The organism is Salmonella sp. SG203 (assembly GCF_013350575.1).
GTDB classification, from domain to species: Bacteria; Pseudomonadota; Gammaproteobacteria; order Enterobacterales; family Enterobacteriaceae; genus Salmonella; species Salmonella enterica.
The window spans coordinates 68,820-75,790 of the sequence record NZ_SNMT01000023.1; the positions used below are offsets into that span (position 1 = coordinate 68,820).

Annotated in this window: 5 protein-coding genes; 1 reads left to right on the forward strand and 4 read right to left on the reverse strand. The window is 51.8% G+C overall.

The genetic code is table 11. The annotated features are described in order from the left end of the window. The 4 genes from aceK to metA form a co-directional block, all read right to left on the reverse strand. Window positions 1-1,782 carry a bifunctional isocitrate dehydrogenase kinase/phosphatase gene (aceK, locus tag HV477_RS22950; protein ID WP_079899292.1) on the reverse strand — a complete coding sequence of 594 codons (1,782 nt, stop codon included), beginning with the start codon at window positions 1,780-1,782 and terminating at the stop codon, window positions 1-3. 101 nt (window positions 1,783-1,883) lie between these two features. Next, the gene (gene aceA, locus HV477_RS22955; RefSeq protein WP_000857884.1) at window positions 1,884-3,188 is read right to left on the reverse strand and encodes an isocitrate lyase; all 1,305 of its coding nucleotides are present in this window, start codon (window positions 3,186-3,188) and stop codon (window positions 1,884-1,886) included. 31 nt (window positions 3,189-3,219) lie between these two features. Next, window positions 3,220-4,821 (reverse strand): malate synthase A, encoded by a 1,602-nt coding sequence (aceB, locus tag HV477_RS22960; RefSeq protein WP_001069370.1) that lies wholly within the window; start codon window positions 4,819-4,821, stop codon window positions 3,220-3,222. Between the two features lie 268 nt (window positions 4,822-5,089). Then, window positions 5,090-6,019: a homoserine O-succinyltransferase gene (gene metA / locus HV477_RS22965; protein WP_001122767.1), complete on the reverse strand. Its 930-nt coding sequence runs from the start codon at window positions 6,017-6,019 to the stop codon at window positions 5,090-5,092. Window positions 6,020-6,175: 156 nt separating this feature from the next. Here metA and HV477_RS22970 point away from each other — a divergent pair, with 156 nt between their 5' ends. Next, window positions 6,176-6,613 carry an acetyltransferase gene (locus HV477_RS22970; protein ID WP_000973248.1) on the forward strand — a complete coding sequence of 146 codons (438 nt, stop codon included), beginning with the start codon at window positions 6,176-6,178 and terminating at the stop codon, window positions 6,611-6,613. The last annotated feature ends 358 nt before the right edge of the window (window positions 6,614-6,971 follow it).

Sequence of the window (6,971 nt, forward strand, 5' to 3'; positions counted from 1 at the left end):
TCAGGCACGGCGTACATTGCCGGATGGCGGCGCAAAGGCCTTATCCGGCCTACGGTCGGTTTCATAACGCACGCTAAAGCGCTGGCGACGACGATAGGCATACACATCTTCTACATGCCCTTCTTTAATACGCGTCTGTAGCGCGCGCCAGTAATCGGCGCGAAACAGGTCGGCATGCATCTCTTCAAACAATGGCCCGATACGCGGATCGGCACACAGCCAGTGGCGAAACTCCTCCGGGAAAACATCACCTGGCGAGACGCTATACCAGGGTTCGCTGGCCAGTTCGTCTTCCGGATAACGCGCTGGCGGAATATCGCGGAAATTCACTTCCGTCATGTAGCAAATTTCATCGTAGTCATAGAACACCACGCGACCATGACGGGTAACGCCAAAGTTTTTAAACAACATATCGCCGGGGAAAATATTAGCGGCGGCAAGCTGGCGAATCGCATTACCATATTCTTCTATCGCATCGCGCAACTGCTGGCCTTCTACCTGTTCCAGCCAGATATTGAGCGGCACCATGCGACGTTCAATATAGAGATGGCGAATGACGATATGTTCCCCAAGATCGGTAATCTTCTCTGGCACTTCTTGCCGTAACAGCGCCATCAGCGCCGGATCAATTTGCCGTTTATCCAGTACGAAATTCTCAAACTCCTGGGTATCCGCCATACGACCGACGCGATCATGCTCTTTTACCAGTTGATAACAGGCACGCACATGGGCGGCAGACATCTCTTTCTGCGGGGCGAATTTGTCTTTAATGATTTTAAATACCCGGTCGAAACCTGGCAGGGTAAACACCAGCATCACCATACCGCGAATGCCAGGCGCCTCAATGAATTTCTCATCGCTTTCAGCCAGATAACATAAATATTCGCGGTAGCTTTCGGTTTTCGCATGTTTCTGGCAGCCAATCGCCATATACAGTTCGGCAGTGGTTTTACCCGGCAGGATTTCACGCAACCACTCAACCAGCGCGGCAGGCAGCGGCGCATACACCATAAAATAAGAGCGGGCAAAACCAAACACAATGCTCGCTTCTGCCGTGGTGGTCAGGCAGGTATCGACAAACAGTTCCCCCTCATCAGTACGATGAATCGGCAATAAAAACGGCAGCGTACCGTCAGGTGTGGTTAATTTACCTACCAGCCAGGCCGCTTTATTACGGTAAAACAACTCATTCGCCACCTGGACATGGCAGCGAGGTAGCGCGTCCTCGCCCAGTGTTTCAGTCAGGTGCGCGATAATATAGCGGATATCCCGGCTTTTATTCTGCCAGGGCAGACGCAGCGGTAAATCACTGAGTATGCGCATCAACAGCGTCTCCCAACCGTGATCGGGAAAGAAGTCTTTGGCCAGCGGGCGCGGGATAGTACGGAAGCGACGCTCCGGTTGCGAACTGAAAATAAACAACCGCTCGGGTGTTAACGAGCGGTGGTCAAATAACCGGCAATAAACGGAGTTGAAAAAGCTCTCCGCAATCTCGAAGCGCGGGTAATCCGGCAACAGCCGGGTGTAATGCTCTTTAACGCGTAAAAGGAAATCCGCGTCGGTACTTTTGCCATCGGTAATACAGCGCAGTTGCTCCACCACCAGACCCACATGATGATCATAGAGGTGGATACGGCTTTTCATCGCCTGTTGGACGGCGTGCCAGTCGGCCTGTTCAAAACGCTGCTGCGCGCCGGAAGTCACTTCCAGAAATCGACCATACTGCGCGTCAAAGCCTTGCAGGATGGTTTGAGCAATCAGTAATTCCAGGCCACGCGGCATTTTTTCCCCTCATCCGGCACCACGTCCTGCCGGATGGCGCGTTCGCTTATCCGGCCTACGCTATCTGTAGGCCCGGTAAGCGCAGCGCCACCGGGCATCAATCAAAACTGCGATTCTTCGGTGGAACCCGTTAACGCGGTAACGGATGACGCGCCACCCTGAATAATGGTGGTGACTTTGTCGAAGTAACCAGTGCCCACTTCCTGCTGGTGGGAAACAAAGGTGTAGCCGTCTTTCGCCGCGGCGAACTCGGGTTGTTGAACCTTCTCAACATAGTGTTTCATGCCCTCGCCCTGAGCGTATGCATGCGCCAGGTCAAACATGTTGAACCACATGCTGTGAATACCCGCCAGGGTAATAAACTGGTATTTGTAACCCATGTCCGACAACTGCTGCTGGAAGCTGGCAATGGTCTTGTCGTCCAGATTCTTCTGCCAGTTGAAGGATGGTGAACAGTTATAGGCCAGCAGTTTGCCCGGATACTTCGCGTGGATAGCATCGGCAAAACGACGCGCCAGTTCGAGATCCGGCGTAGAGGTTTCGCACCATACCAGATCGGCATACGGGGCATACGCCAGACCGCGGCTGATCGCCTGCTCAATGCCCGCATGGGTGCGGTAGAAACCTTCGCTGGTGCGTTCGCCGGTAATAAAACTGCTGTCATAGGGATCGCAGTCGGAGGTGATCAGATCTGCCGCATCCGCATCGGTACGCGCAATCACCAGCGTCGGGACGCCCATCACATCAGCGGCCAGACGCGCAGCAACCAGTTTCTGAATCGCCTCCTGCGTGGGGACCAGCACCTTGCCGCCCATATGGCCGCATTTCTTCACCGACGCCAGCTGATCTTCGAAGTGAACGGCCGCTGCACCGGCTTCAATCATCGATTTCATCAGTTCGAAGGCATTCAGAACGCCGCCAAAACCGGCTTCCGCATCAGCAACGATCGGCAGGAAGTAATCCACATAGCGCGGATCGTTGGGTTCAATACCGGATGCCCACTGGATCTGATCTGCACGACGGAAAGTGTTGTTGATCCGATCCACTACCGCCGGAACAGAGTTTGCCGGGTACAACGATTGATCCGGATACATGCTGGATGCCAGGTTGGCATCTGCCGCCACCTGCCAGCCTGAAAGATAAATCGCCTCAATACCAGCTTTCGCCTGCTGCAACGCCTGACCGCCGGTCAGCGCGCCAAGGCTGTTGATATAGCCTTTTTTCGCTTCACCGTGCAACAGCCGCCACATTTTCGCGGCGCCGAGCTGCGCCAGCGTGCATTCCGGGTTAACCGAGCCGCGTAATTTCACCACCTCCTCCGCGCTGTACGGGCGGGTGATGCCTTCCCAGCGCGGTTGTGTCCACTCTTTCTGTAATTCTTCGATTTGTTGAGTACGGGTTTTCATGTGCAGATGCTCCATATTGTTATGTGGTGAATTAAGCCAGTAAGCGATAGCCCGGCAGGGTGAGGAAGTCGATTAAGTCATCTGAGGTGGTGATTTGCTCCATCAGACGTGCGGCATCGTCGAAGCGCCCGCTGCTGTAGCGGTGCTCGCCCAGTTCGTCCTGGATTACCCGCATCTCTTCCGCCAACATTTCGCGGAAAAGCGCTTTCGTTACGGGTTTTCCATTGCCCAGTGTTTTCTCATGGTGAATCCACTGCCAGATAGAGGTTCGTGAGATTTCCGCCGTCGCGGCATCCTCCATCAGACCGTAAATCGGTACACAGCCATTGCCGGAGATCCACGCTTCAATGTACTGCACTGCCACGCGAATATTGGCGCGCATTCCCGCTTCTGTGCGTTCGCCTTCACATGGCTCCAGTAACTGTTCAGCGGTAATCGGCGCATCTTCATCACGGGTAATGAACAGCTGATTTTTGTGCTCGCCCAGTACCTCGTTAAAGACGGCCATTGCGGTATCCGCCAACCCAGGATGCGCAATCCACGTGCCGTCGTGGCCGTTGTTCGCTTCCAGCGCTTTATCCGCTTTCACTTTGGCAAGGACCTGATTGTTGCGTTCAACGTCTTTGCTCGGGATAAACGCCGCCATACCGCCCATCGCGAACGCGCCGCGCTTGTGACAGGTTTTGATCAGCAGGCGCGAGTAGGCGCTCAGAAACGGTTTGTCCATCGTTACCACCTGCCTGTCCGGCAGGACGCGATCCGGGTGATTTTTCAACGTTTTGATATAGCTGAAAATATAATCCCAGCGACCACAGTTGAGACCGACAATATGATCACGCAACGCATGAAGAATCTCATCCATCTGGAAAACAGCAGGAAGCGTTTCAATCAACAGGGTCGCTTTGATCGTACCGCGCGGCAGGTTAAAGCGGTCTTCGGCGTAGCTGAAGACTTCGCTCCACCAGGCTGCCTCCTGCCAGGCTTGCGTTTTCGGCAGGTAAAAATACGGGCCGCTACCTTTAGCGAGCAGCGCTTTATAGTTGTGGAAAAAGTACAGAGCAAAATCAAACAGGCTGCCGGGAATGGCTTCCCCCCGCCAGGTAACATGTTTTTCTGGCAGATGTAGACCACGTACACGACAAATCAATACGGCCGGATCGGGCTTGAGCTGATAGATTTTTCCGGCTTCGTTGGTATAGCTAATGGTGCCGTTCACCGCATCACGCAGGTTGATTTGACCATCAATAACTTTATTCCAGTCCGGCGCCAGCGAGTCTTCAAAATCCGCCATAAACACTTTCACATTTGCGTTCAGGGCATTAATCACCATTTTACGTTCAACCGGCCCGGTAATTTCTACTCGGCGATCCTGTAAATCCGCCGGAATACCACGAATCTGCCAATTACTTTCTCTAATGGAAGTGGTTTCCGAAATAAAATCAGGCAACTTACCGTTATCAATATCCTGCTGTTGCTGGATACGTGCAGCCAGGAGTTTATTGCGTTTTGGCGTAAAACGGGTGACTAACTCCGTCAAAAACTCGACTGCTTCAGCGGTCAGGACTTGCTTTTCCAGCTCGCCTTGCGGCCTGGTAAAGGTTAATTCATCAGTTGTGGTTGCCTGTGGATTCATCATGCAGCTCCTCGTTGTTGATCCAGATACATCCCCAATGCGAACGAAGGATCACTGTGCGCTTTTCGTTCAACACAACTAAGACTACTCAATTAAATTTCAAAATCAAAAACAATTTCCATTTTTAATTTAATTATGCATTAACCTATTGATAACAATATAAATTAAATTTAATTACATGATGAGGTGCGTTTCGGAAATAAAAAAGGCACCCGAAGGTGCCTGATTCAACATGCTGAAACGCTTTAGGATCGTCAGAAGCAGAAGATTAATCCAGGGTTGGATTCATGTGACGCAGATCATATGGCGTAATCTGGTAGACATAATAGTTGAGCCAGTTAGTAAACAGTAAATTACCGTGGCTGCGCCAGGTTGCGCGCGGTATGTTTTGCGGATCGTTTTTTGGGAAATAGTTGTACGGAACCTCCGGATTTAACCCGGCCTCAACGTCACGAAAATATTCACCCGCTAACGTATGAGCGTCATATTCAGGATGACCGGTGACAAACGCAATACGTTTATCTTTGCTGGCAAACAGGTACGCATCCCCTTCTTCTGTTTCGGCCAGAATTTCAAGATCCGTATAATCCCGTATCAGCGCCGCCGGGAAATCGGCATAGCGTGAGTGTGGCGCCAGAAACGAATCATCAAAACCACGCGTTAACAGAGCATGTGGATGAAGGATGTGATGTTCATAGACGCCGGAAAGTTTATCTGTACGGGTCTGCTTAGGGATACCATACAGAATATTGAGTGCGGCCTGAACGGCCCAACAGACAAATAGCGTCGAAGTAACGTGATCTTTCGCCCATTCCAGCACCTGCCTAATCTGCGGCCAGTAAGCCACGTCATTAAACTCCACCAGACCCAGCGGCGCTCCGGTCACGATAAGCCCATCAAAGTTCTGATCGCAGATATCGTCGAAGTTACAGTAAAAGTTGTTCAGATGCTCGGCTGGCGTGTTCCTCGACTCGCGGGCATCTATCCGCAGTAGTTGAATATCGACCTGCAATGGCGAGTTCGATAGCAAACGCAGAAACTGATTTTCCGTTTCAATCTTCTTCGGCATCAGGTTAAGGATAAGTACCTTTAGCGGGCGAATTTCCTGACCTGATGCGCGAGAAGTCGTCATGACGAAGACATTCTCCTCACGTAAAAAATTGACGGCGGGTAGCTCGTCCAGCACGCGAATCGGCATAACCTGATAACCTCACGACATACGTTTAAACGTTTAGACATCCAGATAGCTGAAGATACTCAGAAATCAGGCGAATGTCGAGTCTGCAAGTTCAAGGTGAGAAAGTTTCACGACAGCATTTGCATTAGAATAGAAGTAAGCAAAAAAGGAGTGAAGATGATGATTAACATTCGCCGTTCAAGGCATGAGGAAGGGGAAAAACTGATTGCGATCTGGCGTCGCTCAGTCGATGCTACGCACGATTTTCTGTCAAACGCTTATCGGGCCGAACTGGAAGAACTGGTGAGCGATTTTCTGCCAGAAGCGCCACTATGGGTTGCCGTGACCGATCAGGATGAGCCGGTAGGATTTATGCTGCTTACCGGCGAACATATGGATGCGCTGTTTGTCGATCCGGACGTGCGTGGTCAGGGTATCGGTAAGAGATTAGTTGAACATGCGTTAACACTGGCACCGGGGTTGACAACCAATGTTAACGAGCAAAATACACAAGCTGTTGGATTTTATAAGAAAATGGGATTTAAGGTGACGGGACGTTCGGAGGTTGACGATCTTGGGAAACCGTATCCATTGTTGAATTTAATTTATCCGTGAGTAGTGGTGCTGCCTGATAAGTGCATGCAGGCCGGATAAGGCGAAGCTGCCATCCGGCGGTGCCGGTTGCCTGATGGCGCTGCGCTTATCAGGCCTACATTTTTACAGTTACCACACACGCAAAGAAGCCCGTCCAGACGGACGGGCTTCTTCACTTGTCTGATGCCTGGCAGTTTATGGCGGGCGTCCTGCCCGCCACCCTACGGGCCGTTGCTGCGCAACGAGTGCTCACCGACAGACCACAGATAAAACAAAAGGCCCTGTCTTCCGACAGGGCCCTTCGTTTTATTTGATGCCTGGCAGTTCCCTACTCTCGCATGGGGAGACCCCACACTACCATCGGCGCTACGGCGTTTCA